Source organism: Nocardia aurea (assembly GCF_003123685.1).
GTDB classification, from domain to species: Bacteria; Actinomycetota; Actinomycetes; order Mycobacteriales; family Mycobacteriaceae; genus Nocardia; species Nocardia aurea.
This window is the reverse complement of sequence record NZ_QCYJ01000084.1, coordinates 754,685-781,140: the sequence shown is the minus strand read 5'-3', so window position 1 is coordinate 781,140 and position 26,456 is coordinate 754,685. Positions and strand designations below refer to the sequence as shown.

At 67.2% G+C, this 26,456-nt stretch carries 28 protein-coding genes; 11 read left to right on the top strand and 17 right to left on the bottom strand.

Features of this window, described 5'->3' with window-relative positions; genetic code table 11:
• Window positions 1-34: 34 nt before the first annotated feature.
• Together DAT37_RS16525 and DAT37_RS16520 are read left to right on the top strand one after the other, a co-directional pair.
• Window positions 35-382 carry a YbaB/EbfC family nucleoid-associated protein gene (locus DAT37_RS16525; protein WP_109525560.1) on the top strand — a complete coding sequence of 116 codons (348 nt, stop codon included), beginning with the start codon at window positions 35-37 and terminating at the stop codon, window positions 380-382.
• A 26-nt stretch (window positions 383-408) separates the two neighbouring features.
• Window positions 409-1,656 carry a primosomal protein gene (locus DAT37_RS16520; RefSeq protein WP_109525559.1) on the top strand — a complete coding sequence of 416 codons (1,248 nt, stop codon included), beginning with the start codon at window positions 409-411 and terminating at the stop codon, window positions 1,654-1,656.
• A gap of 52 nt (window positions 1,657-1,708) precedes the next feature.
• Here DAT37_RS16520 and DAT37_RS16515 read toward each other — a convergent pair whose 3' ends face one another.
• From DAT37_RS16515 to DAT37_RS16495, 5 genes are all read right to left on the bottom strand, one after another.
• Window positions 1,709-2,365 carry a hypothetical protein gene (locus DAT37_RS16515; RefSeq protein WP_109525558.1) on the bottom strand — a complete coding sequence of 219 codons (657 nt, stop codon included), beginning with the start codon at window positions 2,363-2,365 and terminating at the stop codon, window positions 1,709-1,711.
• 481 nt (window positions 2,366-2,846) lie between these two features.
• Window positions 2,847-3,605: an SDR family oxidoreductase gene (locus DAT37_RS16510; protein WP_232839777.1), complete on the bottom strand. Its 759-nt coding sequence runs from the start codon at window positions 3,603-3,605 to the stop codon at window positions 2,847-2,849.
• A 133-nt stretch (window positions 3,606-3,738) separates the two neighbouring features.
• A complete protein-coding gene (locus tag DAT37_RS16505; protein WP_109525557.1) occupies window positions 3,739-4,836 on the bottom strand; it encodes an adenosine deaminase in 1,098 nt (365 codons plus the stop codon).
• A gap of 146 nt (window positions 4,837-4,982) precedes the next feature.
• The gene (locus DAT37_RS16500) at window positions 4,983-6,272 is read right to left on the bottom strand and encodes a thymidine phosphorylase (protein ID WP_109525556.1); all 1,290 of its coding nucleotides are present in this window, start codon (window positions 6,270-6,272) and stop codon (window positions 4,983-4,985) included.
• A gap of 102 nt (window positions 6,273-6,374) precedes the next feature.
• Window positions 6,375-6,776, bottom strand: coding sequence for a cytidine deaminase (locus DAT37_RS16495; RefSeq protein WP_109525555.1), 402 nt, complete (start codon window positions 6,774-6,776; stop codon window positions 6,375-6,377).
• Window positions 6,777-7,055: 279 nt separating this feature from the next.
• Between DAT37_RS16495 and sdhC the strand changes: the two genes are divergently transcribed.
• Genes sdhC through DAT37_RS16475 form a run of 4 tightly spaced genes read left to right on the top strand, consistent with a single transcriptional unit; the run spans window position 7,056 to window position 10,447 of the window.
• Entirely contained in the window at window positions 7,056-7,454 is a 399-nt protein-coding gene (gene sdhC, locus DAT37_RS16490; protein WP_109525554.1) for a succinate dehydrogenase, cytochrome b556 subunit, read from the top strand.
• A gap of 5 nt (window positions 7,455-7,459) precedes the next feature.
• Window positions 7,460-7,891 (top strand): succinate dehydrogenase hydrophobic membrane anchor subunit, encoded by a 432-nt coding sequence (locus DAT37_RS16485; RefSeq protein WP_109525553.1) that lies wholly within the window; start codon window positions 7,460-7,462, stop codon window positions 7,889-7,891.
• 16 nt (window positions 7,892-7,907) lie between these two features.
• Window positions 7,908-9,674 carry a succinate dehydrogenase flavoprotein subunit gene (gene sdhA, locus DAT37_RS16480; RefSeq protein ID WP_109525552.1) on the top strand — a complete coding sequence of 589 codons (1,767 nt, stop codon included), beginning with the start codon at window positions 7,908-7,910 and terminating at the stop codon, window positions 9,672-9,674.
• Window positions 9,674-10,447 (top strand): succinate dehydrogenase iron-sulfur subunit, encoded by a 774-nt coding sequence (locus DAT37_RS16475; RefSeq protein WP_109525551.1) that lies wholly within the window; start codon window positions 9,674-9,676, stop codon window positions 10,445-10,447. The genes sdhA and DAT37_RS16475 overlap by 1 nt, the downstream gene beginning before the upstream one ends.
• 72 nt (window positions 10,448-10,519) lie before the next feature.
• Here the strand turns inward: DAT37_RS16475 and DAT37_RS16470 are convergent, their stop codons facing one another.
• The 3 genes from DAT37_RS16470 to DAT37_RS16460 form a co-directional block, all read right to left on the bottom strand.
• Window positions 10,520-11,434, bottom strand: coding sequence for an alpha/beta fold hydrolase (locus DAT37_RS16470; protein WP_109525550.1), 915 nt, complete (start codon window positions 11,432-11,434; stop codon window positions 10,520-10,522).
• Window positions 11,435-11,537: 103 nt separating this feature from the next.
• Window positions 11,538-12,221 (bottom strand): JAB domain-containing protein, encoded by a 684-nt coding sequence (locus tag DAT37_RS16465; RefSeq protein WP_109525549.1) that lies wholly within the window; start codon window positions 12,219-12,221, stop codon window positions 11,538-11,540.
• A gap of 57 nt (window positions 12,222-12,278) precedes the next feature.
• The gene (locus DAT37_RS16460) at window positions 12,279-12,485 is read right to left on the bottom strand and encodes a type II toxin-antitoxin system VapB family antitoxin (protein ID WP_109525548.1); all 207 of its coding nucleotides are present in this window, start codon (window positions 12,483-12,485) and stop codon (window positions 12,279-12,281) included.
• A gap of 300 nt (window positions 12,486-12,785) precedes the next feature.
• Between DAT37_RS16460 and DAT37_RS16455 the strand changes: the two genes are divergently transcribed.
• Window positions 12,786-13,697: a phenylalanine 4-monooxygenase gene (locus DAT37_RS16455; protein ID WP_109525547.1), complete on the top strand. Its 912-nt coding sequence runs from the start codon at window positions 12,786-12,788 to the stop codon at window positions 13,695-13,697.
• 96 nt (window positions 13,698-13,793) lie between these two features.
• Window positions 13,794-14,480 (top strand): nuclear transport factor 2 family protein, encoded by a 687-nt coding sequence (locus tag DAT37_RS16450; protein WP_109525546.1) that lies wholly within the window; start codon window positions 13,794-13,796, stop codon window positions 14,478-14,480.
• A 33-nt stretch (window positions 14,481-14,513) separates the two neighbouring features.
• On the opposite strand, the gene DAT37_RS16445 is transcribed toward DAT37_RS16450, so the two are convergent.
• Window positions 14,514-15,140 (bottom strand): TetR family transcriptional regulator, encoded by a 627-nt coding sequence (locus DAT37_RS16445; RefSeq protein WP_109525545.1) that lies wholly within the window; start codon window positions 15,138-15,140, stop codon window positions 14,514-14,516.
• Entirely contained in the window at window positions 15,130-16,653 is a 1,524-nt protein-coding gene (locus DAT37_RS16440; RefSeq protein ID WP_109525544.1) for an MFS transporter, read from the bottom strand. Before DAT37_RS16440 ends, DAT37_RS16445 begins: the two co-directional genes overlap by 11 nt.
• 163 nt (window positions 16,654-16,816) lie before the next feature.
• Between DAT37_RS16440 and DAT37_RS16435 the strand changes: the two genes are divergently transcribed.
• A complete protein-coding gene (locus DAT37_RS16435) occupies window positions 16,817-18,142 on the top strand; it encodes a D-alanyl-D-alanine carboxypeptidase family protein (protein WP_109525543.1) in 1,326 nt (441 codons plus the stop codon).
• Window positions 18,143-18,415: 273 nt separating this feature from the next.
• On the opposite strand, the gene yhjD is transcribed toward DAT37_RS16435, so the two are convergent.
• The 3 genes from yhjD to DAT37_RS16420 are packed head-to-tail and all read right to left on the bottom strand — an operon-like array spanning window position 18,416 to window position 21,473.
• A complete protein-coding gene (gene yhjD, locus DAT37_RS16430) occupies window positions 18,416-19,444 on the bottom strand; it encodes an inner membrane protein YhjD (protein ID WP_198654280.1) in 1,029 nt (342 codons plus the stop codon).
• Between the two features lie 42 nt (window positions 19,445-19,486).
• On the bottom strand, window positions 19,487-20,518 hold the full coding sequence (trpS, locus tag DAT37_RS16425; protein ID WP_109525542.1) for a tryptophan--tRNA ligase: 1,032 nt from the start codon (window positions 20,516-20,518) through the stop codon (window positions 19,487-19,489).
• Between the two features lie 22 nt (window positions 20,519-20,540).
• Window positions 20,541-21,473, bottom strand: coding sequence for an oxygenase MpaB family protein (locus DAT37_RS16420; RefSeq protein ID WP_109525541.1), 933 nt, complete (start codon window positions 21,471-21,473; stop codon window positions 20,541-20,543).
• A gap of 99 nt (window positions 21,474-21,572) precedes the next feature.
• Between DAT37_RS16420 and DAT37_RS16415 the strand changes: the two genes are divergently transcribed.
• The gene (locus DAT37_RS16415) at window positions 21,573-22,202 is read left to right on the top strand and encodes a TetR/AcrR family transcriptional regulator (protein ID WP_109525540.1); all 630 of its coding nucleotides are present in this window, start codon (window positions 21,573-21,575) and stop codon (window positions 22,200-22,202) included.
• A 66-nt stretch (window positions 22,203-22,268) separates the two neighbouring features.
• Here the strand turns inward: DAT37_RS16415 and DAT37_RS16410 are convergent, their stop codons facing one another.
• Genes DAT37_RS16410 through DAT37_RS16400 form a run of 3 tightly spaced genes read right to left on the bottom strand, consistent with a single transcriptional unit; the run spans window position 22,269 to window position 24,057 of the window.
• Window positions 22,269-22,772 carry a barstar family protein gene (locus tag DAT37_RS16410; RefSeq protein ID WP_109525539.1) on the bottom strand — a complete coding sequence of 168 codons (504 nt, stop codon included), beginning with the start codon at window positions 22,770-22,772 and terminating at the stop codon, window positions 22,269-22,271.
• Window positions 22,772-23,272: a ribonuclease domain-containing protein gene (locus DAT37_RS16405; RefSeq protein ID WP_109525538.1), complete on the bottom strand. Its 501-nt coding sequence runs from the start codon at window positions 23,270-23,272 to the stop codon at window positions 22,772-22,774. Before DAT37_RS16405 ends, DAT37_RS16410 begins: the two co-directional genes overlap by 1 nt.
• Window positions 23,269-24,057 carry an exodeoxyribonuclease III gene (locus DAT37_RS16400; RefSeq protein ID WP_109525537.1) on the bottom strand — a complete coding sequence of 263 codons (789 nt, stop codon included), beginning with the start codon at window positions 24,055-24,057 and terminating at the stop codon, window positions 23,269-23,271. Before DAT37_RS16400 ends, DAT37_RS16405 begins: the two co-directional genes overlap by 4 nt.
• A 170-nt stretch (window positions 24,058-24,227) precedes the next feature.
• Between DAT37_RS16400 and DAT37_RS16395 the strand changes: the two genes are divergently transcribed.
• Window positions 24,228-25,151: an alpha/beta fold hydrolase gene (locus DAT37_RS16395; RefSeq protein WP_109525536.1), complete on the top strand. Its 924-nt coding sequence runs from the start codon at window positions 24,228-24,230 to the stop codon at window positions 25,149-25,151.
• Window positions 25,152-25,191: 40 nt separating this feature from the next.
• Here the strand turns inward: DAT37_RS16395 and DAT37_RS16390 are convergent, their stop codons facing one another.
• Window positions 25,192-26,451 carry an acyl-CoA dehydrogenase family protein gene (locus tag DAT37_RS16390; protein ID WP_109525535.1) on the bottom strand — a complete coding sequence of 420 codons (1,260 nt, stop codon included), beginning with the start codon at window positions 26,449-26,451 and terminating at the stop codon, window positions 25,192-25,194.
• Between the last annotated feature and the right edge of the window lie 5 nt (window positions 26,452-26,456).

The window sequence follows — 26,456 nt, the reverse complement described above, 5'->3', positions numbered from 1 at the left end:
TCCGTCCGGAATCGAGTGGCAGGCGGGCACGGGTATGAGTGCGGAAATGGACGCGCTGGTCGCGAACGCGACATCGAAACTGGAGGCGCTCGAGGCCGCGCTGTACGGCCTCAAGCAGGTACGCGGCCAGTTCACCACCGACGACGGGGCGGTCAGCGTCGAGGTGAACAGCGACGGCGCGCTGGTCGGACTCTCGCTGTCGGAGGCCGTCACATCGATGGCTCCCAGCGATGTCGGTCAGCTGATCATCTGGGCCTGTAGGCAGGCTTCCGAGGACGCGGGCGCACAGCGCTCGAAGGTCGTTGCGACACTGAACGAGTCGTTCGCACCCGCCACATCCGACGCGAACGGCAGCGTTGGGGGCGGGCCGGATAGTGCCTGACACGGAAGGTCGATAGGCTTCCGCACATGGCTTCTGGAGACATCGTCCCGATCGAGCTCGGCCTGACCGACGGCGATCTCGTCACACTGTGGGCACCGCGCTGGCGGGACGGCGACGACGAGTGGGAGGCGTTCCTCGGACACGAGGATGCGCTGTACGGTTTCGAGTCCGTGGCGGAGCTCGCCGCGTTCATACGAACCGACTCCGATAACGACCTCGTCGATCATCCGGCCTGGAAGATCGTGGTGGCGTTGTCGGCGGCCGAACTGGAGCCGGAGGACAATCATTCCTTCGACCTCGTCGCGGTTCCCGAACTTGCCGCAGGTGACCCGGAGGTGGAATCCATCGCCGAACTCGAGGACACCCTCGAGATGGTTCGCAATATCGGCGAGGTCTGCGAGCTGGAGGTCGTCACCAAATTCTTCAGCTCCCACCCGGTGCTCGGCGCACTGCCCGCCGGCGTGAGTTCCTTCGTCGGTCGTGACGGCGAGGAATTGTGGATCCAGATCGGCGCGGCCATCGCCAAGGACTGGGACGCAGTACTGGACGCCATCGACTCGGTGGTCTCCACCCCCGAGGTCGACGCGGCGGCCGTCTCGGTCGCCGAGGCGGAACTGCTGGCGGCCGAGGAGAACGTCATCGATGCCGACGACGCGGCCGACAGCGAGGAGGACGAGGAATTCGAGTCGGTCGACCTCGACGCGGATGACGACGAGGACGAGGACGAGACGTTCTGGAACGAGGTCGGCATCGACCCGGTGAAGATCATCACCTCCGACGGCGAACTCTTCACGCTGCGCTGTTACCTCGACGACGAGCCGATCTTCCTCGGCAAGGACGGCGCGATCTCGACCTTCGGTTCGGAGCGGGCGCTGGCGCGCTACCTGGCCGACGATCACGAACACGATCTGTCCAGGGTCAGCACCTACAGCGATGTGCAGACCGCGGCGGTCGACGGCTCGCTCGAGATCGAGGTCACCGACGAGAACGTCTACGTGCTGCACGGTCTGGCCGACGATCTGTCGCAGGGTCCGGAAGCGGTGGATATCGACCAGCTCGACCTGGCGGTCGAACTGTTCACCGACGCGGCCGACTACGCCGAGGACGATGCCGTCGAACAGGCGCTGGCCCAGTCCACCCCGCTCGGCTGGTATGTCTCCTACCTGCTCAATCCCGACCCGACCCGGCTCGCCCCGAATCCCCCGTTCACCGCGGAGGCGCAGAACTGGCGCGAGTTGGAACGCAATTTCGAGGCGCGGATCGTCCAGAAGTAAGGGCGGCGGAACACGAATCGTGCGGCACCGATTCCGCTCGGTGCCCGCACGATCATTTCAGCCGGATCCACACCTGTTCGGCGCGGCCGAGCAGTCGGCCGTCGGCACCGTAGACCGCCGACGACGCGAACGCCTTGCGTCCCTGCTCACCGTGGAGTTCACCGACCGCGACACACTCTTCGCCCACCTCGGGCAGGTCGGGCACGATCGCGGTCATCCTGCCGAGTACGGCGGGGCGTTCGACCATATCCGGCAGCGACCAGCCGCCGGGGCAGTCCAGCGCCGCCCACACGATCGCGGTGCCGATCGACAGCGACGCGTCCGGAATCCACTGCGAGGCCACCAGGCCCTCCCCGACCGATCCCGGTTCGATCCGCAGACCGTCGGGGCGGGCGCTGCCGCACACGAAACAGCTCGAGAAGGTCTCGTTGCAGCGATACGACCTCGACGCCTCGCCGGCCGTCGCGAACGGCACGGCCCGCGGCGCCTCGTGCTCGAATACGCCGACACTCGATTCGGCGACCACGACATCGCCGTGCAGCAGCGCCCCGTCCCGCACCAGCAGCGGGGTATCCAGCGGAGGCGGACTCCGCAGCACCACGGTGACGGTCGCCGCCTCGTGCTGATCGGCCAGCAACCCGCCCAGGTAGCCGCCGTTGGCGGAATCCGGCGGCCCGTTGAAACGGCGAGGAACCTGCAGCACTGTCATGTCGGGCACGCTAGCGAATGCCCGCTCGCAGCCGTATAGGGCGGGGTATCCCGTCGGCCCACAGCGCCGCGGCGGAATCGCGCGGTTCTCCCGGTCGGGTCCACGAGTCGGCCGAGTCCCGCAAGCCGATCGGTCCCGCAGCCCATCACTCACCAGCCGGTCGGTCCTGCGGGGCGGGTAGGTCCCACAAGCCAATCGGTCCCACACACCGATCGGTCCCACACACCGATCGAACCCACACACCAATCCAGACCCACACACCAATCCAGACCCACAAGCCGGTCCAGACCCAAAGCCCGATCAGACCCACAAGCCCGGTCAGACCCACGAGGCAGTCGCACCCACAAGCCCGGTCAGACCCACGAGGCAGTCGCACCCACGAGCCGGTCAGTCCCACGAGGTCGGTCCGACAGGCCCGGTCAGGCCCGCGAGCCGATCGAGGGCAAGGCGAACCACACCGAGACCTGGGGCGTCGTGCGGGCTACCTCGCCGACGGGTAGTGCTGGTCCAACCACTCGTCGAAGGTCGGCCCGGCCAGTGTCGTGCCCGGTCCGGGCAGCAACGCGCCTTCGGCCTGGAGTCGCTGGTCGGGGTCGTTCGGGTCGGAGACCTCGGTCACCCGTGTCGGGGCACCGCGTCGTGCCGCGAGTTTCGTGACGGCGGCGGCGAGGTTCAGTGCCTCGGGGCCCGCGACCTCGACGCGGTCGGCACCGGATTCGTCGACCGCCAGGTCGGCCAGGTGTTCCGCGACGGTGCGGGCGGCGACCAGTTGGATGCGGACTTCCGGCACGTGGGCGGTGTCGCCGCTGGTCGTCCAGTCCAGCATCATCTCGGTGAATTCGTGGAATTGCGCGGCGCGCAGGACGCGCACCGGAACCGGTCCCGCCAGATAGCCGTGTTCGTGGGCGAGTTTGCCCGCGTAGTGACCGCTGGTGAACGGGTCGATGCCGATGATCGACACCAGAACGATCCGGCGCACCCCCGCCTCGGCGGCGGCGCGTCGCACGTTCGTGGCGACGGTGCCGAAGAACTCCCGCACCGCCTCGGTTTCGGTGGTGGCGGCGTTCACCGCGTCGACCACCACCTCCGCACCGATCAGCGCCTGCTCGAGCCCTCGACCGGTATGGACGTCGACACCCGACGAACGGGTGACGGCCACGACGTCGTGTCCCCTGTTCTTCAGCACGTCGACGACCTCGCGGCCGATCCGCCCACTCGCTCCGACAATCGCGATCCGCATTGTGTTCTCCTCCGACTCGATCCGGTTCATCGAGTAGACGAGGCGGCGCCACACGGTGTGACATGTCGGAATCGGCAGCGCGCCACCGCACCGGATCCGGCTCACGGACCGTGCGATGGCGCGCCGATCCGGCTCAGCCGAGCAGTACGGCGTATCCCGGTTTGATGATGTCGTCGATGATCCGCAGCCGTTCCGGGAACGGGATGAACGAGGATTTCATCGCGTTGATGGTGAAACGTTCCAGATCGCTCCAGCCGTAACCGAATGTCTCGACCAGTTTGAGCATCTCGTTGCTCATCGTGGTGTCGCTCATCAATCGGTTGTCGGTGTTGACGGTGACGCGGAAACGCAGCCGGGCGAGCAGGTCGAACGGATGTTTGTCCAGGGACGGCACCGCCCCGGTCTGCACATTCGACGACGGGCACAATTCGAGCGGGATCCGCGTATCCCGCACATAGTTCGCCACCCGCCCCAATTTCGCGTCCTCGATCGCGCCGGGCACCTGGATGTCGTCGGTGATCCGCACACCGTGACCGAGACGGTCGCAGCCGCAGAAAGCCAGCGCCTCGTGGATAGACGGTAATCCGAAGGCCTCACCGGCGTGAATCGTGAAATGCGCGCTGTTGGCCCGCATGTATTCGAAGGCGTCCAGATGACGGCTGGGCGGATAGCCCGCCTCGGCGCCGGCGATATCGAATCCGCCCACACCGCGATCGCGCCAGCGCACCGTGAGTTCGGCGATCTCCCGTGACCGCGCCGCGTGGCGCATGGCGGTCAGCAGACAGGTCACCACGATCGGGTGACCGGCGGCCGCGGCGGCGGCCTCACCTTCGCGGAATCCGGCGAGGGTGTGCTCGACGACTTCGTCCAGGCTGAGCCCGCGTTCCAGATGCTGTTCGGGCGCGAAACGCACTTCGGCGTAGACGACGCCGTCGGCGGCGAGATCCTCCGCGCATTCCTTGGCGACCCGGCGCAGGCCTTCCGGGGTCTGCATCACCGCGACGGTGTGGGCGAAGGTCTCCAGATAGCGTTCCAGCGAACCGCTGTCGGCGGCGTTGCGGAACCATTCGCCGAGGGATTGCTCGTCGGAGGCGGGTAGGTCCTGGTAACCGCAATCGGCGGCGAGCTCCAGCACGGTCGCGGGCCGCAGACCACCGTCGAGGTGATCGTGCAGCAGTGCCTTGGGAGCTTGGCGGATCGAGGCAAGGGTCAAAGGCATCGGTCCTGTCATGAATCCACGTTAGCCGCCCCCGACGGCGCGGGCAGCGCAGTTGGCACAGACGTCACACCGTGGGCGGCTGTGATTACGCTCGCGGTCGTTTCGGCGTTCGACGCGCCGAGACGCCGCTCACGCCACCGGTGACGCCGCGGCCTCGCTCAGGAGTTGCCGATCCGGTCGAGTACCAGCGGAACCCGCGCGGGTGCTTCGGTCCCGATCGCGTAGGCGTCCGCCAGCGCGGCGACGGCGCCGGGGAAGGTTTCGGGAGTATCGGTGTGCAGGGTGAGCAGCGGCTGCCCCGCCGACACCGGATCGCCGGGTTTGGCGTGCATTTCCACCCCCGCGCCGAATTGCACCGGTTCGCCCTGTCTGACGCGTCCCGCACCGAGACGCCACGCGGCGATGCCCACACCCATGGCGTCGAGCCGGGTCAGCACGCCGTCGCGCTCGGCCCGCAGGGTCTCGGTGTGCCTGGCCTTCGGCAGCGCCGCGTCCGGATCGCCGCCCTGGGCGCGGACCATCGCGCGCCAGTGATCCATCGCGCGTCCGTCGGCGAGGACGTCGGCCGGGTCGATATCGATACCAGCGGCCGCGACCATCTCCCTGGCCAGCGTCACCGTCAGTTCGACCACGTCGGCCGGGCCACCGCCCGCGAGTACCCGCACCGATTCGGCGACCTCGAGCGCGTTACCGGCGGTATTCCCGAGCGGGGTGTCCATCGCGGTGAGCAGCGCGACGGTGCGCACCCCGGAATCGGTGCCGAGTCCGACCATGGCGCTCGCCAGTTCGCGCGCGCCGTCGAGGGTTTTCAGGAAGGCGCCCGAGCCGACCTTGACGTCGAGGACCAGGGCCGCGGTGCCTTCGGCGATCTTCTTGCTCATGATCGAACTCGCGATCAACGGAATGGATTCGACGGTGCCGGTGACATCGCGCAACGCGTAGAGGCGTTTATCGGCGGGCGCGAGATCGGCGCCCGCCGCGCACACCACGGCGCCGATGGCGGGGTCGGTGAGGATTTCGCGCATTCGCGCCACCGACACATCGGCGCGCCAGCCTGGAATGGATTCCAGTTTGTCCAGGGTGCCGCCGGTGTGACCGAGCCCGCGCCCGGACAATTGCGGTACCGCCGCGCCGCAGGCCGCGACCAGTGGCGCCAGCGGCAGGGTGATCTTGTCGCCGACGCCGCCGGTCGAGTGTTTGTCCACCGTCGGGCGTGGCAGGTCGGTGAAATCCATCCTGCTGCCCGAGGCGATCATCGCCGCGGTCCAGCGGGCGGTCTCGTGCCTGGTCATTCCCCGCCATACGATCGCCATCGCCAGCGCCGACATCTGCTCGTCGGCGACCTCGCCCCTGGTGAAGGCGTCGACCACCCAGTCGATCTGCGCGGCCGACAGTTCACCGCCGTCGCGTTTGGTCGTGATGATGGAAACCGCGTCCAGTGCCGTCACATCGAAAGTCTGGCACGGGATTCGTCCTCCCCGGTGGTCGAAGCCGACCGGATTCGGGACAGGCGACCGCTCCTGGTGCGACCGAAGCCGCCCGACCGAAGGTCAGCGCTGTCCGGCGTCCAGATCGTCGGGGCCGAAAGCGTCGGGCAACAACTGTCGCAGCGGTACCGGGCCGTCCCGATGATCGACCAGGAGTTCGGGTCCGCCGTGTTCGTACAGCAGTTGCCGACAGCGACCGCACGGCATCAGGATTTCGCCACGAGAATCGCTCACGGAGACGGCGGTCAGACGCCCGCCACCGGTCACGAATAAGTTACCGACGAGTACACATTCGGCACACAGGCCTAATCCATATGAGACATTTTCCACATTGCACCCGCTCACAATTCGACCATCGACACTGAGAGCCGCGGCGCCGACCGGAAACCGCGAGTACGGTGCATACGCTTTGCGCATGACTTCAATAGCATTGGCGCGCAATACATTCCAGTCGATTTCCGACATACGGACCCTCCCCTGTGACCAGCCGAATACGGGCGCGAGAGGACTGCGGCGCACCCCATTACACATCAAGAAAGGTAAGCCTAAGTCCGTCCAATGTAGCGCAACGCACGGCACGCCGAATTAGTTCCGTCAATGCCAGGGGATTAGAGTTCAGAACAGATCGGTTCAGGTTCCCGGCGGCGGGCCGGAGTGTAGCCACCTGGGCATTCACCCCCCAACGCAGCTTGCGTTAGGACTTGCAACCGGGTCCATCAACGACGTTGGAGGCGACCGCACTCTATGACCACGATTGAAGCTCCGGCCCAGCCGAAGCGGAAGACGCTGTACCGAGGCGACCCCGGCATGTGGTCGTGGGCGCTGCACCGGATCACCGGGGTCACCCTCTTCTTCTTCCTGTTCGTGCACGTGCTCGACACCGCGCTGGTGCGCGTCAGCCCGAACGCGTACAACGAGGCCATCGAGACCTACAAGACCCCGATCGTCGCGTTGATGGAAATGGGCCTGGTCGTGTGCGTGCTCTTCCACGCGTTCAACGGCGTCCGGGTGATCCTCGTCGACTTCTGGGCCAAGGGTCCCAAGTACCAGCGCGTGATGCTCTGGATCATTCTCGCGATCGTCGTGGTGCTGGCCGCGCCCGCGATCGGCCGCATGTTCTTCTACCTGTTCACGGAGCACTGATTTCTATGAGCGCACCTGTACTCGGTAAGTCCTACGACCGGCCCGCGAGCCTGGACCTGCCCCGCTCCCCGCGCGCCCGCGCGAACAACAACTTCGAGAAGTACGCGTGGCTTTTCATGCGCTTCTCCGGCCTGCTGCTGATCGTGCTCGTGCTCGGCCACATGACGATCATGCTGCTGCTCGACGGCGGCGTGAAACGACTCAACTTCGCCTTCGTGGCGGGGCGCTGGTCGAGCCCGTTCTGGCAGATCTGGGACCTCACCATGCTGTGGCTGGCCCAATTGCACGGCGGCAACGGCCTGCGCACCGTCATCGCGGACTACTCGCGCAAGGATTCGACGCGGTTCTGGCTCAACACCGCCCTGGCGATCTCGATGATCCTGATCATGGGCGTCGGCACCTACGTCATCTTCACCTTCGACCCCAACATCAGTTAGGAACAGGCCACCTCACATGAGTGACTCCAGGATCCAGGAGCATCGCTATGACGTCGTGATCGTCGGCGCCGGTGGCGCCGGCATGCGCGCGGCGATCGAGGCGGGTCCGCGTACTCGGACGGCGGTGCTGACCAAGCTGTACCCGACCCGCAGCCACACCGGCGCGGCGCAGGGCGGCATGTGCGCGGCGTTGGCGAACGTCGAAGAGGACAACTGGGAATGGCACACCTTCGACACCGTCAAGGGTGGTGACTACCTCGTCGATCAGGACGCCGCCGAGATCATGGCCAAGGAGGCCATCGACGCGGTGATGGACCTCGAGAAGATGGGTCTGCCGTTCAACCGGACCCCCGAGGGCAAGATCGACCAGCGTCGTTTCGGCGGCCACACCCGCGATCACGGCAAGGCCCCGGTCCGGCGCGCGTGTTACGCCGCCGACCGCACCGGCCACATGATCCTGCAGACGCTGTACCAGAACTGCGTCAAGCACGACGTGGAGTTCTACAACGAGTTCTACGTGCTCGACCTGGTCATGAGCGAGACCGACCGCGGCCCCGTGGCGACCGGCGTCGTCGCCTACGAACTGGCCACCGGCGACATCCACGTCTTCCACGCCAAGGCGATCATCTTCGCCACCGGCGGCTCCGGGCGCATGTACAAGACCACCTCGAACGCGCACACGCTGACCGGTGACGGTATGGCGATCGTGTTCCGCAAGGGCCTGCCGCTCGAGGACATGGAATTCCACCAGTTCCATCCGACGGGCCTGGCCGGACTCGGCATCCTCATCTCCGAGGCCGTGCGCGGCGAGGGCGGCATCCTTCGCAACGAATCCGGCGAACGTTTCATGGAGCGCTACGCCCCCACCATCAAGGACCTCGCGCCGCGCGATATCGTCGCCCGCTCGATGGTGCTCGAGGTGCTCGAAGGCCGCGGCGCGGGGCCGAACAAGGATTACGTCTACATCGACGTGACCCACCTCGGCGCGGACGTGCTCGAGGAGAAACTGCCCGACATCACCGAATTCGCCCGTACCTACCTCGGCGTCGACCCGGTGCACGAGCTGGTGCCGGTCATGCCGACCTGCCACTACGTGATGGGCGGAATCCCGACCCGGATCCGCGGCGAGGTGCTGCGCAACAACACCGACGTCGTGCCCGGCCTGTACGCCGCGGGCGAATGCGCGTGCGTCTCGGTGCACGGCTCCAACCGTCTCGGCACCAACTCGCTGCTCGACATCAACGTCTTCGGTCGGCGCGCCGGTATCGCCGCGGCGGAATACGCCCTGCGCACCGAATTCGTCGAGATGCCGGAGACGCCCGCGAAGATGGTGCAGGACTGGCTGGAGTTGATCCTGTCCGATCACGGCACCGAGCGCGTCGCCGATATCAGGACCGAACTGCAGTACACGATGGATATGAACGCCGCCGTGTTCCGTACCGAGGACACCCTCAAGACGGCCCTGACCGATGTGCACGCGCTCAAGGAGCGGTACGCGCGGATCACCGTGCAGGACAAGGGCAAGCGCTACAACAGCGATCTGCTCGAGGCGGTCGAGCTGGGCTTCCTGCTCGAACTGGCCGAGGTCACCGTCGTCGGCGCGCTCAACCGCAAGGAATCGCGCGGCGGCCATGCCCGCGAGGACTACCCGGACCGCGACGACGTGAACTTCATGCGGCACACGATGGCCTACAAGGAGGGTGCGGATCTGATCTCCGACATCCGCCTCGATTTCAAGCCGGTGGTGCAGACCCGTTACGAGCCGATGGAGCGTAAGTACTGATGACTGCTGTAGCCGAGGCACCCTCCTCGCAGAAACCGGCTCCGGTCCCCGACGGATCGGTCATGGTCACCGTCAAGGTGGCGCGGTTCAACCCTGAGGACGACAAAGGCGCGCACTGGGATTCGTTCCAGGTGCCGGTGTTGTCGACCGACCGGTTCCTCAACGTGCTCATCTACATCAAGTCCTACCTGGACGGCACGCTGACCTTCCGTCGTTCCTGTGCGCACGGCGTCTGCGGTTCGGACGCGATGCGGATCAACGGCGTGAACCGGCTGGCCTGCAAGGTCCTGATGAAGGACATGCTGCCCAAGAACGGCAAAACCCTCACCATCACCGTCGAGCCCATCCGCGGACTGCCCGTGGAGAAGGACCTCGTGGTGAACATGGAGCCGTTCTTCGACGCGTTCCGCGCCGTGAAGCCCTACCTGATGACCTCGGGTAATGAGCCCACCCGTGAACGTATCCAGAGCCAGGCCGACCGCGCCCGGTTCGACGACACCACCAAGTGCATCCTGTGCGCCTGCTGCACCACCTCCTGCCCCGTGTACTGGAGCGACGGCAGCTACTTCGGCCCGGCCGCGATCGTGAACGCGCACCGCTTCATCTTCGACAGCCGTGACGAGGGCGCCCGCGAACGCCTCGACATCCTCAACGACGTCGAAGGCGTGTGGCGCTGCCGCACCACCTTCAACTGCACCGACGCGTGCCCCCGAGGCATCGAGGTCACCAAGGCCATCCAGGAAGTCAAGCGCGCACTGCTGTTCGCCCGCTGACCCCACGAAGGCGCCGCGCAGGCCGTCCCACCGAAAGGTGCGGGCGGCCTTCGCTTTTGGACGATGTCGCGGTCAGTGGGTGGCGCGGGCGTGCACGTCGCGGATGGCCTCGACGATCGCGTCGGGAGCGTCGAGTTGCACGGTGCTGTGCTTGGCATCGGGCAGCGGCCGGTATTCGCCGTCGGTGACCGAATCGGCCATGGCGGTGTAGAGCCGCTCCTTGCTCGCGTTCAGTTGCCCCAGCATCGTCTTCGACAGCGAAAGCCGTTGGCCGGAATCGGCGCCCAGCGCCGCCATGGCGATCAGGGGGATGTCGGGGAAGGGCGGACCGGCCTTCAGTTCGTCGCGCAGCGCGGTCGTATTGCCGCGTTCCTTCGTCCCGTTCACCATCCATTCCCGGCTGACGTGGCCCGCGACGAGCGGCTTGCGGATCTCGGCGGGCCAGTCCGCGAACATCTTCCGGTAGAAGGGCCGCGACAGCGCGCGCAGCAGGGTGGTCTGGAATCTGCCCGGGACGGTGTCGGGGGTCTGGTCCAAATGCAGGTCGGCGGGCATGTGGGTATCCCAGTCCTCGGAGAACGATTCGAGGGCGACCAGACCCGCCACGTCACCGGGGAACATCTGCGCGAAGCGGCGCGCGTACGCTCCGCCCAGCGAATGCGCCACCAGGACATAGGGTCCCGCGATACCCGCGGTCGAGAGCAGGGAATGCAGTTCTGCCGCGACCTCGCTCGCGGTGCGGGGCAGATCGACGCGATCGCTCCAGCCGGTGCCGCCGCGGTCGTAGAGGACCGAGGTCGTGAACGCGGCGACCGCCTCGTGGATCTTCAGATAGTCGAGACCGACCGAACTCGCACCGGGCAGGAACACCACGGCGGGACCGCCTTCGCCGGACGAGTGCAGGAACAACTGATGTCCCGCCACCCGGTGGTGACCGCCGATCGGAGGTGCGCCGCCGTCGCGACCGTCCGTAGCCCGCTGGTTCATCAACCGCCTTCCGTGAGATCTCCGCACAAAGTATGCGCAGGGCGGGACGGCGGGCGAACATCGGCCCGTACGCCTCGCGCGATCGCGGGCGCGGACCGTCGGCTCAATCGCCGCCGTGCGGCAGCGGCGCGGCCCGTGCCCAGTCCTGCCCCGCCACCACCACGTGATCGAGGAAACGCAGCCCGACGGTGCGCGCGGCCTCCACCAGCAGACTGGTGGCGCGGCGATCGTCGAGGCTGGGCGCGGGGTCGCCGGAGGGGTGGTTGTGCACGATCGCGAAGGCACGTCCGTCGTGGCGCAGCACGGTGTTCAGGATCTCGCGCACCGGGACGGCCACGTGATCGATCGCGCCCTCGGCGACGAAAACCTTCTGTCTGAGCCGGTGCTGGGTATCGCAGACGAGCACGAGTAGCCGTTCCACCCGTTCACCGGCGAACAGTGGGCCCGCGACGCCGACCACATCGGCGGCGCTCTCCAGGCGCGGCGCGAGGTCGATACTGTGGCGCACCCTGGTACCGAGTTGGAAGGCGGCCGCGATCGCCGCGGCCTTGGCGGGTCCAACACCGGCCCGCCTGGCCAATTCCTCGGGCCTGGCGGCGGCGAGTCCGGCGATTCCGCCGTGCTCGGCCAGCAACTCGGCGGCCATGTCCAACGCGCTCTCCCCGCGCCTGCCGTGCCCGAGCAGCAGGGCGAGGAGTTCGCTGTCGCTCAGTACCCGCGGGCCGAGGGTGAGCAGTCGCTCCCTCGGCCGCTGGCCGAAAGGCAGATTCGCGATCGGTACCGACATGCGCAGCCCCCTCGAATGCGTTGGTGGGCTCGAATCATGCCAGCGGGCACCGACAGACTAACCGCCTGCCACGGTGACGATCTCCGCTCCCGACAGTGCGCTCAGCGCCCCCGAGGCCAACCGTTCCAGATGATGGAGTTGGCGCTCGTGCACCACGATCCGACGCAGCGCCTCGTTGACGGTGGCATTGCTGTTGGATGTCCCCATTATGGCGGCGGCAGCGGCCAACAATTTCTGGTCGAGATCGACCCGCACGCATTCCATGCGCCCTCCTTCGTGCTGTCGTCATCTTGCGGCATCCGGCCCGCTCATACGTGGCAAATGGCTCAGACAGTGGGCGTCGGCGACGCACGGCGGCCACGCAACCTTCGCAAATTCCGAACCCCGTCGGATATCGCGTCCGGGTGTTCCTGGTCGGAGACTCGACGACGAACCGGCCGGATTCGCAACCGTGTGCGGGCCCACGTCTCGGATCGGGCACGATGAATCACAATCAGCTAGGCAATCTGCGCAGTCGCGCGTGGGTTCGTTGTCGGATCGGCCACGCGGTGCTTGCATCGAGATATGTTCACCGAGGCCCAGCTGTATTCGCCGGTGACGCGGACCGGTGACGGCGATGTGACGGTGCACCTGAGCACCGAGCATCCCGGCGTGCACGATCCGGCGTACCGCGCACGCCGCAACGCGATCGCGGCGTGCGCGCTGGAATACACCCCGGGCGCGCCCACCCCGAGAATCGCCTACACCGAGGCCGAGGAACAGGTGTGGCGGACGGTCTCGATCGAACTCGCGCGCAAACATCGCGGCCTCGCGTCCGCGGAGGTGCTCGCGGCGGCCCGGCGTCTCGCGCTGCCCACCGACCACATACCGCAACTGGACGAGATCTCCGCCGCGCTGACGCCGCTGACCGGTTTTCGCTACGTGCCCGCCGCGGGGCTGGTGCCGTTGCGCGAGTTCTTCGGCTCCTTCGCCGACCGGATCTTCCATTCGACCCAGTACATCCGCCATCACTCGGCCCCGCTCTACACCCCGGAACCCGATGCGATCCACGAGATCATCGGCCATGCCACCCAGCTCGCCAGTCCCCGCTTCGCCGCGATCTACGAAGCGGCCGGCGCGGCGGTCGCCCGGTTGCGGACCGACGCGGCGCTGAAATTCCTCGCCGATGTCTTCTGGTTCTCCCTCGAATTCGGCGTGCTGCGCGAGCACGGCGAAATCCGCTGCTACGGAGCGGGACTGCTCTCCTCCTACGGGGAGATCGACGAATTCCGCAGGGCCGAACTGCGTCCGCTCGACGTGTTCGCCATGGGCACCGGCGTCTACGACATCACGCATTATCAACCGATTCTGTTCTGCGCGGAATCGATGTCGGAGATCGAGGATGTCATCGGCGCGTTCTTCGAGTCCATGGACGACGAAACTCCGCTGCGCGCCCGCCACCTGCCCACTCACGCCAATGTCCCAGTTGCGCAATAACTTACGTCGAGCCCTGCGCTATCCCTCGTGATGACAACCGACCGGTCGGCTGTTACGGTCTTTCGCGTCCGACACAGCCTACGGGACGAGAACGAAATGACAGTTGATACAACCGATTCGACGCAGGAAGAAGCGGCCACACCGCTGTGGCTGCAAGGCCGGAACGCCGTGGTCGCGGCGGCCGCACCCGAGGACTGGCGCGAAGAGGCGCCGGACTACCACCTGACCGAAATCACCGTGCCGCGTGAGCGCACCACCGATCACGCGCCGGGTTCGCTCGAGGCGATCGTCGAAGATCTGGTCCGGGTGTTCGAGATGGAGATCTCGCACAAGAAGGATCCGGCGACCTGGGTGTCGCTGGTGGCCGAGCACTACCGCGGGCGCGTGAACGGCGGCCAGTGGCAGGACGCCGAGGAATTCGCCAGGATCGGCAGCTACAACATCCTGATCGGCGACAATCCCTACTACGACGGCGCGAACGAGTCCTTCGAGAGTTCGCACCACATCTTCCACACCGCCATGCCCGGCGGGTTCTTCTGGGAGGTGCTGGAAGTGATGGCGGGCCCGCCGAACGTCACCTTCCGCTGGCGGCACTGGGGCAAGTACGAAGGCCCGTACCGCGAACATCAGCCCACCGGCGAGCTGATCGAGATGTTCGGCGTCACCATCGCCAGGGTCAGCGAGGACCTGCGCATTCTCGAACTCGAGCACTTCTACGACAACAGCACGCTGCTCGGCCCGCTGGCCCACGGCTGCCCGGTCACCGGCCCGAAGGCCGAGTAGTTCGAGAGCGGGCGCGAGCCCCCTTCCCGGAGTTCAGTTTTCGCCGCGCAGGGGAAAGCCCGCTTCCATGAACGTCAGCGCTCGGCTGATGTTCTCCGGGTTCATCGGAACCATTTTGGTGATGGCGAGAATGCATCCCGCGACGGCGCCCGCCGTGACGCGCACCTCGAAATCGGCTTCGTCACGATGGAGATGTTCGGCGAGCAGGCCGCAGATGAGATCGATGTTGCGCTCGAACTCCCTGGTGACGGCCGCGCGCAGATCCGGGACGTGGTACAGCAGCGCCTGGCGTTCCTGTTCGAACGCCAGCTCCTCACCGGACAGATTCGAGAAGACCGTGACCACCGCCTCGCGGAACGCCGTCAGCGGTGGGGCGTCGCGCGGTTGCCTGCGGATCGCCTCGATCAACAGTGGATCGAGGTCGTCGGTGACCACCAACTGTTCCTTGGACGGGAAGTAGCGGAAGAAAGTGCTCGGCGAGACCTCCGCCACCTGCGCGATCTGTTCGACGGTCGTCTCGTTGTAGCCCTGCTCACGGAAGAGTCGGAACGCCTCCGACCTGATCGAGCGACGAGTGCGTTCCTTCTTCCGCTCGCGCAGGCCCTGCGTCTCCGGCAGGGCCTGCGCCGCGGTCCCGTCACCGGGTGAGTCAACCGACATGTGTCGATTCTGGCGTATCGACGGCAACCTTCGCTTCCGTTAGCGTCGCACGGCCTCTGGGCAGCACCCGGATCGCCAGCGGTACCGCCACCGCGCAGATCGCGGCGCACACCCACAGCATGGCGTCCATGCCGCCGACGAAGGCCGCTTGCACCTGCTCCAGCACCGCCGGATCACCCGACGCCTTCGCCGCCGCCACACCGGAATTCACGCTGTCGCGAATCGGATCGACGTCCAGCGTGCCCAATTCGTGGCGGTAGACGGTCGCCGACACGGTGCCGAGCAACGCCACCGCGATGGTGCCCGCCGCCTGGCGCATGGCCTGCAACAGCGCCGAGCCCATCCCGGCGCGCGCCACCTCCAGGTCATCGATGGCGACGGCCATGCCGACCGGCATCGCGATACCCATGCCCGCGCCGGTGAGCGCGATCCACAGCGCGCCGTACCAGTACGGGCTGCCCGCGGTGGTCAGCGCGCCGAGGCCGAGACCGATCGCGAGCGTCACCAGGCCCGAGGTGACAAGCGGACCCGCCCCCAGCCTCGGCAGCAGCCTGTCACACAGGCGCGTGCCGACGACCAGCCCACCGATCAGCGGCAGCAGTCGCACGCCGCTGCCGAGCGCGTCGGTGCCGAGGACCGACTGGTAGTACTGCGGCACGGTGAAGAACAAGCCGAACATGCCGAAGGTGATCAGGACGGTGAACACCGCGCCCCAGCGGAAGCCGGGTGCGCGGAACAGCGCCAGATCGACGAGCGGGAACGCCGCGCGGCGCTGCCACAGCAGGAACGCCCCGAGCGCCGCGACCCCCGCGGCGAGGACGGCCAACGCCGCGACATCGCCCCAGCCCCTGTCCCCGAATCGGATGAATCCGTAGGTGAGGCCGAGCATTCCGGCCATCGACAGCAGCGCGCCGATCGGATCGAGTGGACGCCGATCCGGGTTGCGCGATTCCGGGACGAGCGCGGCGACCGCGAGCGCGCCGACGACCACCATCGGGACGTTGATCAGGAATACCGAACCCCACCAGAAGTTGTCGATCAACCATCCGCCGAGGATCGGGCCCAGCGGCAGTCCGATCGCGGTCGATGTCACCCAGATCGACATGGCCCGCGCCCGCTCCCCGGAATCGGGGAACAGCACCGGAAGCACCGCCATGGACAGCGGCATCATGGCCGCCGCCGCGATGCCGAGCACCACGCGAGCCGCGATGAGCTGACCTGATGACGTGGCGAACGCGCACGCCAGCGAGGCCACCCCGAACAGGATCAGCGCCGCGAGCAGGATCTTCTTGCGTCCGTACCGGTCACCCAGCGCCCCCGCGGGCAGCATGACGGCCGCCAGCGCGAGCGTGTAGGCGGAGCTGAACCATTGCAGCGCACCGTTGTTCGCGTTCAGGTCGACCGCGAGCGTCGGCAGCGCGACCGTCAGAACCGTCATGTCGAGTCCGATGGTGAGCATCGCCAGCGCGAGTGCGCCGAGCGCCAGCCAGCGCCGAGCGGAATCCGTCTTCATATCGCACCCTTTTCCGATGGTTACTATATTTTGATAGTAACTCTCATTTGAGATAGTATGTCAATATGTGCCCGCGAACTCTCTCGCACCCCTCGATCGCGCCCCGCCGGGCGTGACCGTGCGCACCGGCATCGGACGAGGGCGACCGATAGGCTCTGAGCCGATGAAATTTCGGGATTTTCGCCTCCTCGCCACCCTCTGCCTCGGTTCCGCGCTACTCGCGGTGGCGGTGCCGGGGTTCGCCTCGATCGCGTCGTCGCACGCCCAGCCGTCGAGCAGTACGACGAGCACGCCGTTCACCACGCCCAATACCGATACCTGCCCGCAGAAGACACGCCCGCCCGCTCCCATCGACGAATCCGAAGTGCCCGCGCCGGGAAAACCGACGCCGAGCGCGCTCGCTGTCCCTGCCACCCCCATCGGCGGTGCTCGGATGGGTGAATGCGGCGTCGTGCTGCCCAAGGGCGCACCCGTTGCGCCGGAAGAGATTTCGGCGACCTCGTGGATGGTTTCCGATCTCGACACCGGCGAAGTGCTCGCCGCCAAGGATCCGCACGGCCGCTATCGGCCCGCGAGCACCATCAAGGTGCTGCTGGCGACCGTGGCACTGCGCACACTCGACCTGAACAAGACCGTGATCGGTACCCAGGCCGACGCCGACGTCGACGGCACCAGGGTCGGCATCGGACCCGGTGGCCGCTACACCAATCTCCAGCTGATGCAGGCGCTCATCATGGCGTCGGGCAACGACGCCGCCCATGCCGTCGCGGCCCAGCTCGGCGGCGACGAAGCGGCCGTGACGAAGATGAACAATCTCGCGAAATCGCTGTCCGCCTTGGATACTCGTGCCGCTACACCGTCCGGACTCGACGGTCCTGGGATGAGTACCTCGGCCTACGACCTGTCGGCACTGTTCCGCGAGGCCATGTCCATCCCCCTGTTCGCCGAACTGATCCACACCGAACAGGTCGACTTCCCCGGATTCCCCAAGGATCCGAAGAATCCCGACGACACCGACCACCCCGGCTTCCCCATCGGCAACGACAACCAGCTGCTCTACAACTACGACGGCGCACTCGGCGGCAAGACCGGTTTCACCGACGACGCGCGCCAGACCTTCGTGGCCGCGGCCCAGCGCGGCGGCCGCCGACTGACGGTGACCCTGCTCCAGGCCGACGTGAAACCGATCCGCCCGTGGGAGCAGGCCGCACGCCTGCTCGACTACGGTTTCGCGCTCCCGAGCGGCGCCCGGGTCGGCACGCTCCCCTCCCCCGAACGCATCGTGCCCAAGGACGCCCCTCCCCTCGCCACCCCGCCGCCGCCGCCGCCGTCCTCCGACGACGCCGTGACGCAGGCCGAACCCCACGGCGAAGCCCACCGGTCGACCACGAAGACACTGCTGCTGGTCGGCGGCGTCGTCCTGGTCCTGGCCCTACTCGTCGGCGCCCGCCGCACCAGCCGCCCCCGACGCGACCGCTACCGCCGCTGAGCACAGAGCCGCCCCCGACGCGACCGCCGCCGACCACACGCCCTGCCCCGGCACCACCCGTGCCGCCACCGAGCGCACAGCCGCACCGGCACGGCCGCGTACGGCCGCTGAGCACAGAGCCGCCCCGTGCGACAGCAACCACACTGAGCGCACGAACCGCTCTCGGCACGACCGGTGGCGGGACCGAGCACAGCGGCACCGGCAGACCGGGCACCGCCACCGAGCACCTGAAGGAGCGCGAGTCGGCCTCGGAAGGGCACATCCCCGAGACCTTCAGCGTCGCCCGGAGAACCGGCGCACCTGGCTCAACGCCAAGGCCGCGAGCGCACCCGCGCCGAAGGCGACCGCGGTCCCGGGGGACGCGCCCGGACCGCTCACACGCGGTCTGATGACGGCGGGCGCGGGCACGGGGGTTTCGGCTTCGTGGAGGTTGTCGCGGGCGGTGGCGGCCCACGCGGTCGCGAACAGGATGATGCGGTAGGTGACGTAGCTGAAGACCATCAGGCCGATGATCGAGCCGAAGGTGGCGCCCGCCGGACTGCGCAGCACGATCTGGAGGTAGATCGAGGCGACGAATTTGAACGCCTCGAAGGCCACCGCCGCGAGCAGGGCCGCCCGCGCCGCGCTCTTGAGCGTGACGGGTTCGCGCGGCAGCCTGGCGATGATCCAGGCGAACACCGCCCAGGTCGCCAGCAGGGCGAGCACGATGGAGGCGAGAGCGAGCAGGAAACGCGCGCCGGGCAGATCCGCGAGGCCGAGTGATCGCAGCACTTCCGAGCCGAGTGTGCTCGACCCGAGCGCGGAGAGCCCGAACGAGATGACGAAGGCGAGCCCGAGTCCTACCAGCGCGCCCAGATCCGAGAGTTTGCTCATGAACCAGTTGGGTTCCTGCGTCTTCTGGTCCCACTGTTCGGTGAGGGCGGCCCGCAGATTCGCCATCCAGCCCAGTCCGGCGTAGGCGGCGCCGAGCAGACCGAGCAGGCCGACGGTGCCGCGCGATTTGATGGCCTGATCGATCAGCTCGTTGATCTGCTCGCCGAGCGAACCCGGAATGTTCTCGACGATCTTCTCCTGCATCTCCACGAGCAGGCTCGGGTGGCTGGACAGGATGAAACCCGCGACCGCGAACGCGACCATCAGCAGCGGGAACAGCGACAGCACCGTGAAATACGTGATGCCTGCCGCGTAGTAGTCACCACGCTGACGCTGATAGCGCCCGCCCGCCCGGATCATGTGATCGAGCCACGGACGCGCCTGGACGCGACGCTCCACCCAGGCCTTGCTTTTGTCGATCACCTGCACTGTCCAGCCCCTTCGAACCGAAACCTCGCGGGTACCGCCGCGTCAGCGAGCCAGGAAGCCGACCCGTTCGTAGACCTGCGCGAGGGTGTTGCTCGCGATCTCCCTCGCCCGCTCGGCGCCCCCGGCGAGGATGCGATCGAGTTCGCCCTGATCCGCCAGATACTCTTCCACCTTCGCACGCAACGGCGTGACAAATTCGACCAGCGCGTCGGCGACGTCGGATTTCAGGTCGCCGTAACCCTTTCCGGCGTAATCCTGTTCCAGCGTGACGATCGGCGCACCGGTCAACGAGCCGAGGATCACCAGCAGATTGCTGACGCCCGGTTTGGCCTCCGGGTCGTAGCGGATCTCGCGCTCGGTGTCGGTGACGGCGGATCGGATCTTCTTCGCCGTCACCTTGGGGTCGTCGAGCAGGTTGATCAGTCCCGCGTCCGTCGACGCGGATTTGCTCATCTTCGCCGTCGGATCCTGTAGGTCGTAGATCTTGGCCGTGCCCTTGACGATATGGGCCTCCGGCACCACGAACGTCTTCTTGAAGCGGGTGTTGAAGCGCTGGGCCAGATTTCGGGTGAGTTCGAGGTGCTGGCGCTGGTCCTCGCCGACGGGCACCTGATGCGGGCGGTAGAGCAGGATGTCGGCGGCCATCAGCACCGGATAGGTGAACAGGCCGACGGTCGCGTTGTCCGCGCCCTGTTTGACCGACTTGTCCTTGAACTGCGTCATCCGGCTCGCCTCGCCGAAACCGGTGATACAGCTGAGCACCCAGGACAGCTCGGCGTGCTCGGGCACCTGGCTCTGCACGAACAGCGTCGATTTCTTCGGGTCGATGCCGAGCGCGAGCAACTGGGCCGCCGATGCCTTGGTACGCGCCCTGAGCTGCTTGGGATCCTGCGGCACCGTGATGGCGTGCATATCCGGGATGAAGTACAGCGCGTCGTAATCGTCCTGCATCGTCACCCAGTACTGCAGCGCGCCGAGATAGTTACCGAGGTGGAACGATTCGCTGGTCGGCTGGATCCCGGACAGGACACGCTGCTTGCGTTCTGCGGCCGGGGTGTGCGCAGGACTGGACATACCGCCAATCCTTCCATGCCGCTCAAGCGGAATTTCGCGCCGCCCGGGTGCGCGGCTCCACACCGGGCATACTCGGACGCCCGGTGCGCGCGAGTTCGTGTTCGCGGCGCGAGACCAGCGTGTAGGCGGGCGCGCTCGGCCCGGCCAGCGTGCCGCGCAGCACCGGCGGCACCAGCGGCGGGCGGATGTGCGCGGCCCGGATGCCGGTGGCGAGGATGCGATAGCCGAGTTGATCGGCCGCGCTCCAGCCCATGCCGTACAACTCGCGGATGCGCGGCGGCAGGCTGCCGCGCACCAGCAGATAGAACGCCGAGGTCAGCTGGTGTATCGGCGCCGACTGCCGGTACGCCACCTTCTCGCCCGCGAGGTAGGAGCCGACCAGGCGCGCCTCGTCGGTGAGGAACAGTTCGTCCGAGGCCAGATAACCGTCGAAGTACCGGCGGAAGCCCGCGTAGGTCGCCGGGGCGGCGTCCGCGGGCATGCCGAACAGTTCGGCCCAGCGCACGTAGTCGCGGTAGAGGTCCTCGCGCTCGCCGTCGGTCATGGTCCGCACCAGCAGGTCGTACATCACTTCGGCCGAGTCGAAGGTGAAGGCCATGGTCATGAACATCAGGTGCGGATCGAGCGCGGAGTAGCCGATGCCCGCCGGGTGGCGCGCGCCCGCGTCCTCGGGGAGCGCGCCGGTGACCTTCGCGTGCTTCTTCGTGGTGAACGCCAGCGCCCGGTCGGCTTCCTGCTTGCTGCCGAGGAAGACCGCCTCGAACAGTTTTCCGGTGAGGGCGAGCCGGGTGTACGGGGTCATCCGATGCTCGGTGTTCTCGGCGGTGCCGACGTAGAGCAGCGGATGCACCGCGCCGATGACCAGGGCCCGCTGCCCGTAGGTGAGGCCGACCGCGCGCTTGCTCATGACCCGTCGAGCCATCGAACGTTCGGAGAAATAGCCGGGGTCGGACATGGGAGCCTCCTGGTCACGCGTATCTGGCAATAGAATCCCCCAGATATCCCATTCTGGCAATAGTCTCTGCCAGAATCGGGACCGTGCCAGAATCGAACCGTGACAGCGCAGCGGGCCTACGGCGGCATCTCCGCGGACGAGCGCCGGACCCTGCGGCGCACCGCCCTGCTGGACGCGGCCCTGGCGCTGATCGGCGAGCACGGCCTCGCCAAACTCACCGTGTCCGGGCTGTGCGCGCAGGCGGGACTGAACGAGCGCTACTACTACGAGAGTTTCGACAGCCGCGAGGCCGTGTTGACGGCACTGATCGATCGGATCGCGGAGGAATTGGCCGTCGCGATCATCGAAGCGCTGCACGCGGCTCCCGACGACTCACGCGCCAAGGCCCACGCCGCGATCACGGCGGGCATCCGCGTGCTCACCGACGATCCGCGCAAAGCGAAGGTCGCCGTGATCGCGGGCCAGGCCACCCCCGAACTGCGGGCGAGGACCACCGAGACCGTCCGGATCTTCGCGAGGCTGGTCGCCGCGCAGGGCATCGACTTCTACGGGACGGCCGCCCCCGCGCCGGTGATCGATTTCCGCGCCACCTACCTGGTCGGCGGGCTGGTGCAGACCCTCACCGCCTGGCTCCAAGGCGATCTTCCCATGACCCGCGAGGAGTTGATCGACCACACCACCGACGTCTTCGTCCTGCTCGGCGAGGATCTCGCGGGGCGACCGGGCTGACGGAACCGCCGCCGAGGACGTCCTCGGCGGCGGCTTTCCCGAACGGCGGTTTTCCCGAGCGGCGGCTCAGTCGAGGCTGAGCGGCGCGATCCGGGGCGGAGCGGGTTTGCCCTGGAAGATCACGCGGAAGGCGACCTCGCGTCTGGCCCAGTAGTCGGCGCAGTCACGCATCGCGGTGGTGAACCATTCCCGCTCGCGCGGTGCGTCGGCGAGCAGTTCGTCCGAGGTGCGGAGCACCACGATGTAGCCGGGCGCCTTGCCGATGAAATCGTCCAGGTCACGCAGACATTCGTCGAAGGCGTCCTTGTTGGCGCCGAAGTAGTACGGGAACTGGAACGCGGCGGCGAATTCGTCGAACAGTCCGGTGAGACCGCGCATCTTCGCGGAGCGCAACTCCCGCACCTGATAGCCGCTGGGCGCGCGAGAACGCAGACTGCTCAACTCGGCCGCGTCGACGCTGAGCGCGCCGAGCGCCGGACCGCTCGCCTTGGAGACGGCCGCGACCATCGGCGCCGCGCCGAGCGCGACGGGACGGGCAAGGAACTGCGACAACGGAACCGGTTTGTTCATCAGCGCATCCTCGTGAAAGTCGTGTAGTGGTCACCGGTGTACCAAGCGGATCCGTCGCTGCCGGTGACGATGCGTTCGGCGTCGCGGGATCTGTTGCGTTGCTTGGGGTTCACATCCCATTCCCGATAGCTGACGGCGCGGCCGTCGGCATCGGCGCGCGGCAGGTCGCCGCCGCGATTCATCCATTGCTCGCCGCCCTTGGTACCCGGCGCGTTCGCCGAATCCGGCCAGCGTCCCGCGTCGATCTCGACCAGGGTCTCGTACGCGCGCTCCGGAACGCCCGCCACTCGCGCGGGGGCGGCGGACGAGGCGGGTGAGGCCACGGGAGAGGCGGCGGCGCGGGTGGTCGTCGGGGACAGCGAGGCGACGGCGGTGTTCCTCGCGGTCGAATCGGTACCGCCGGTCTCGCCGCCGCGCCCGGCCAGCACGGCGACGAGCGCCACCACCGCCAGCGCGACGAGCGCGCTCAGCAGGCGCATCACCTTGGGGTCGAGTTTCATCGGTACTGCACCGTCACCGGGGCGTGATCGGACCAGCGCAGGGCGTAGGTCGGCGCGCGTTCCACGATCGCCTGTTTGGCCCGTGCCGCCACCTCACCGCGCGCCAGGTGGTAATCGATCCTCCAGCCGACGTCGTTGTCGTAGGCGCGACCGCGGTAGGTCCACCAGCTGTAGGGACCCGGCACGCCGGGGTGCAGGGCACGCACCGTGTCGACGTAGCCCGCCGCGAGTATCCCGTCGATCCAGGCGCGCTCGCCCGGCAGGAAACCCGAATTCTTCACATTGCCCTTCCAGTTCTTGATGTCGAGTTCGGTATGGGCGACGTTCCAGTCGCCGCAGATCACGAAATCCTGTGCCCGCGAAGTCAGGTGCTCCCCGAGCTGTCCGAGGAACCGGTACTTCTCGTCCTGCATCGGCGTATCCGCCTCGCCGGTGTGCACGTACACGCTGGCGACGGTCAACTCCTCGAAATCGGCCTCGATGTAGCGGGCCGCGCCGTCGAATTCCGTACTGCCGAAACCGATCCGGACCGCCGACGGTTCGCGCCGCGACAGGATCCCGACCCCGGCCCTGCCCTTGAGACCCGGTTCGGCGTGCGCTAGGTACCAGCCCGCGTCGAGGACCGAGGCGAGCGCGGCGCGCGTCTGGGCGTCGGTGGCGCGGGTCTCCTGGACACAGACGATGTCGGCCTCGGTGGTGGCCAGCCATTCGAGCATCCCTTTGCCGGTCTTGCCCGTAGCAGCGCGGATGCCGTTGACGTTGACGGTCGAGATGATGTAGGGCACGTGACGACGGTACAGCGCCCACCATGCGCCCCACTCCCACAGGACCGTCGCCCGGAGCCCGGCGCCGGACCGGTCGTGGCGGGAAACGCTGTCACAAACAACTGGACGACCGTACAATGCAGGTCAGACATACTCTGCCGGACATCGCAGTCCAGGAAGGGGTGACGACGATGACGTCCGAAGCCTCCAAGCCCCTGGCCCCCGCTACGCGCGCCGTCACCGCGAAACGCGCGACCACGGCGAAACGCTCCGTCCGGAAACCCGACACCAGGCCGAAACCGACAAAAGCCCTGCACATGGGTTCGGGTGACCCGTTGCTCCTGCTGCACGGCTTCATGTTGTCGCCGCACTGCTGGGAGCAGACCGCGGCCCGCCTCGCCGGGCAGTGCGAGGTCTTCGCCCCGGCCTTCGCGGGGCACTGGGGCGCCGAGGCGCCCGACGGCCCGGCGATGAACGTGCACGTCCTGGCCGATCGGGTCGAACGACAGCTCGACGAACTCGGTTGGCGCACTTGTCATATCGCGGGCAATTCGCTCGGCGGCTGGGTGGGTGTCGAATTGGCCAGGCGCGGCCGGGCCCGCACCCTCACCCTGATCGCGCCCGCCGGCGGCTGGAATTCGCCCTCGCTGACCCAGATCCGGGTCGGGATCAAATTCCTGTCGCTGGTGCCGCTGGTCGAATTCGGCAAGCTGATCGGCGATTTCGCCGCCGGGAATCCGGTGGTCCAGGGTTTCGCGAGCCTGCTGCTCGGCCGCAGCGCCGCCTCGGTGTCCCGTCGCGAGGCCACGGCGGCCATCACCGCGGCCCTGCACTGCGACGCGATGATCCCGATGCTTCTCGGCGGTCTGCGCGCGCCCGCGCTGGAGGATCTGTCCACCCTGACCACGCCGGTGCGGCTGCTGCTCGCCGAATACGACCACATCATCCCCAACCGCGTCTACGCTCGCCGTTTCCTGCGGGAACTGCCCGACTCGGCCGACCGCATCCTCGTCAACGGGGTCGGGCACGTCCCGATGCTGGAGGCCCCGGACCGGATGGCCACGCTGATCGCCGAACACGTCTACGCCAGCCGCACCCGGCTACGCGCGGTCTGACCGGTCCGGGTGCGGTGCGCGCCGCACCCGGTTCCCGCGCCTATTGCGCGAGCAGCCCCTTGGCGATGTGGGTCACCTGGATCTCGTTGCTGCCCGCGTAGATCATGAGAGATTTGGCGTCGCGGGCGAGCTGCTCGACCCGGTATTCGGTCATGTAGCCGTTACCACCGAACAACTGGACGGCCTCCATGGCCACTTCCGTCGCGGCCTCGGAGGCGTACAGCTTGATCGCCGACGCTTCGGCCAGGCTCGGCGGTTTACCCGCGCGCCCCCGCTCCAGCACGTTGAAGACCATGTTCTGCACGTTGATCCGCGCGACCTCCATCTTCGCCAGTTTCAACTGGACCAGCTGGAATCGCCCGATCTCCTGTCCCCAGAGTTTGCGGCTCTTCGCGTACTCCAGGCACAGGCGATGGCATTCGTTGATGATGCCGAGCGCCATGAAACCGACGCCGATCCGTTCGGCGGTGAAACTGGAGCGGGCGCTGTCGCGGCCGTCGCCGCCGCGATGTTCCTCGGTCTCACCGAGCAGCCGGTCACGGCCCAGGCGCACATCGTCGAAGAACAGTTCCCCGGTCGGCGAGGAGTGCAGCCCCATCTTCTTGAACGGTTTGCCCTGTGTGAAACCCGTCATCCCGGCGTCGAGGACGAAGGTGAGCACCTTGCGGTCACGTTTGTCGGCGCCGTCGCCCTCGTCGAGTTTGGCGTAGACGACCACGACGTCGGCGAAGGGACCGTTGGTGATGAACGTCTTCTGTCCGTTGAGGATGTAGTCGTCACCGTCGCGCCGGACATAGGATTTCATCCCGCCGAAAGCGTCCGATCCGGAATCCGGTTCGGTGATGGCCCACGCCGCGACCTTGCGCATGGTCACGATATCGGCGAGCCAACGCTGTTTCTGGGCGAGCGTCCCGCGCGACATGATGGTGGTGGCGCCCAGTCCGATCGAGACACCCATCGCGGTCACCAAACCCATACAGACGCCCGACAATTCGCCGATCAACACCGCCATCATGGATTCCTGCCCCGCGAAAGGGCTCGCGCCGGAGGATTTACTCTTCTCCGGCGCGGGCTCACCGGCCGCGACCGCTTCGGCCCTCGCCTGTTCCCGGGCAAGCGATTTCTCGATCGCCTCACCCGCGACGGCGTCGATGCCGAACTGTCCGAACAGTTTCCGGATGATCGGATACGGCGTCATCTCACCGCTGTCGAGCGCGTCGAGATGGGGACGGACCTCCTTGTCGACGAAGGTCCGCACGGCATCGCGGATCATCACATCGGTTTCGGACCATTCGAACATCGTTG

Excerpts from the sequence above, each read along its gene's own strand:
- DAT37_RS16525 (WP_109525560.1), top strand. The coding sequence starts at position 35 with ATGAGTGCGGAAATGGACGCGCTGGTCGCGAACGCGACATCGAAACTG.
- DAT37_RS16520 (WP_109525559.1), top strand. The coding sequence starts at position 409 with ATGGCTTCTGGAGACATCGTCCCGATCGAGCTCGGCCTGACCGACGGC.
- DAT37_RS16515 (WP_109525558.1), bottom strand. The coding sequence starts at position 2,365 with ATGACAGTGCTGCAGGTTCCTCGCCGTTTCAACGGGCCGCCGGATTCC.
- DAT37_RS16510 (WP_232839777.1), bottom strand. The coding sequence starts at position 3,605 with ATGCGGATCGCGATTGTCGGAGCGAGTGGGCGGATCGGCCGCGAGGTC.
- DAT37_RS16505 (WP_109525557.1), bottom strand. The coding sequence starts at position 4,836 with ATGACAGGACCGATGCCTTTGACCCTTGCCTCGATCCGCCAAGCTCCC.
- DAT37_RS16495 (WP_109525555.1), bottom strand. The coding sequence starts at position 6,776 with ATGTCGGAAATCGACTGGAATGTATTGCGCGCCAATGCTATTGAAGTC.
- sdhC (WP_109525554.1), top strand. The coding sequence starts at position 7,056 with ATGACCACGATTGAAGCTCCGGCCCAGCCGAAGCGGAAGACGCTGTAC.
- DAT37_RS16485 (WP_109525553.1), top strand. The coding sequence starts at position 7,460 with ATGAGCGCACCTGTACTCGGTAAGTCCTACGACCGGCCCGCGAGCCTG.
- sdhA (WP_109525552.1), top strand. The coding sequence starts at position 7,908 with ATGAGTGACTCCAGGATCCAGGAGCATCGCTATGACGTCGTGATCGTC.
- DAT37_RS16475 (WP_109525551.1), top strand. The coding sequence starts at position 9,674 with ATGACTGCTGTAGCCGAGGCACCCTCCTCGCAGAAACCGGCTCCGGTC.
- DAT37_RS16470 (WP_109525550.1), bottom strand. The coding sequence starts at position 11,434 with ATGAACCAGCGGGCTACGGACGGTCGCGACGGCGGCGCACCTCCGATC.
- DAT37_RS16465 (WP_109525549.1), bottom strand. The coding sequence starts at position 12,221 with ATGTCGGTACCGATCGCGAATCTGCCTTTCGGCCAGCGGCCGAGGGAG.
- DAT37_RS16460 (WP_109525548.1), bottom strand. The coding sequence starts at position 12,485 with ATGGAATGCGTGCGGGTCGATCTCGACCAGAAATTGTTGGCCGCTGCC.
- DAT37_RS16455 (WP_109525547.1), top strand. The coding sequence starts at position 12,786 with ATGTTCACCGAGGCCCAGCTGTATTCGCCGGTGACGCGGACCGGTGAC.
- DAT37_RS16450 (WP_109525546.1), top strand. The coding sequence starts at position 13,794 with ATGACAGTTGATACAACCGATTCGACGCAGGAAGAAGCGGCCACACCG.
- DAT37_RS16445 (WP_109525545.1), bottom strand. The coding sequence starts at position 15,140 with ATGTCGGTTGACTCACCCGGTGACGGGACCGCGGCGCAGGCCCTGCCG.
- DAT37_RS16440 (WP_109525544.1), bottom strand. The coding sequence starts at position 16,653 with ATGAAGACGGATTCCGCTCGGCGCTGGCTGGCGCTCGGCGCACTCGCG.
- DAT37_RS16435 (WP_109525543.1), top strand. The coding sequence starts at position 16,817 with ATGAAATTTCGGGATTTTCGCCTCCTCGCCACCCTCTGCCTCGGTTCC.
- trpS (WP_109525542.1), bottom strand. The coding sequence starts at position 20,518 with ATGTCCAGTCCTGCGCACACCCCGGCCGCAGAACGCAAGCAGCGTGTC.
- DAT37_RS16420 (WP_109525541.1), bottom strand. The coding sequence starts at position 21,473 with ATGTCCGACCCCGGCTATTTCTCCGAACGTTCGATGGCTCGACGGGTC.
- DAT37_RS16410 (WP_109525539.1), bottom strand. The coding sequence starts at position 22,772 with ATGAACAAACCGGTTCCGTTGTCGCAGTTCCTTGCCCGTCCCGTCGCG.
- DAT37_RS16405 (WP_109525538.1), bottom strand. The coding sequence starts at position 23,272 with ATGAAACTCGACCCCAAGGTGATGCGCCTGCTGAGCGCGCTCGTCGCG.
- DAT37_RS16395 (WP_109525536.1), top strand. The coding sequence starts at position 24,228 with ATGACGTCCGAAGCCTCCAAGCCCCTGGCCCCCGCTACGCGCGCCGTC.
- DAT37_RS16390 (WP_109525535.1), bottom strand. The coding sequence starts at position 26,451 with ATGTTCGAATGGTCCGAAACCGATGTGATGATCCGCGATGCCGTGCGG.